The sequence below is a fragment of the Candidatus Protochlamydia sp. W-9 genome (assembly GCF_001950615.1).
In the GTDB taxonomy this organism is placed as follows: Bacteria; Chlamydiota; Chlamydiia; order Chlamydiales; family Parachlamydiaceae; genus Protochlamydia; species Protochlamydia amoebophila.
In genome coordinates this window covers 1-220 of sequence record NZ_BCPZ01000324.1, presented here as the reverse complement: position 1 = coordinate 220, position 220 = coordinate 1, and the positions used below count along the sequence as shown (strand labels likewise).

At 36.4% G+C, this 220-nt stretch carries 1 protein-coding gene; it reads left to right on the top strand.

Annotation, left to right across the window (positions count from 1 at the left end):
• On the top strand, nt 1-220 hold a 220-nt coding region (locus BU804_RS13550), incomplete at both ends, for a hypothetical protein (RefSeq protein ID WP_158025047.1).

Here is a 220-nt window from a genome sequence, read left to right as displayed (position 1 = left end):
AGAGAGAAGAGGAACTATTAAGGCAAATTGGCTTAAGAAAAATCATCCGATTTGATAATCTAGAAGATACGAGTCATTTATCCTCATGCCTTGCAACCTTTTCTGAGAAATTTGAAAAGGGACCGATCTGTGTGAGTTCTTCGCAATGTTTAGATCCGGATGATGAAAGACTATTAGAAGATCGGTTTAAGAACAGTTTGAAGCTAGAGATGAAAAATCT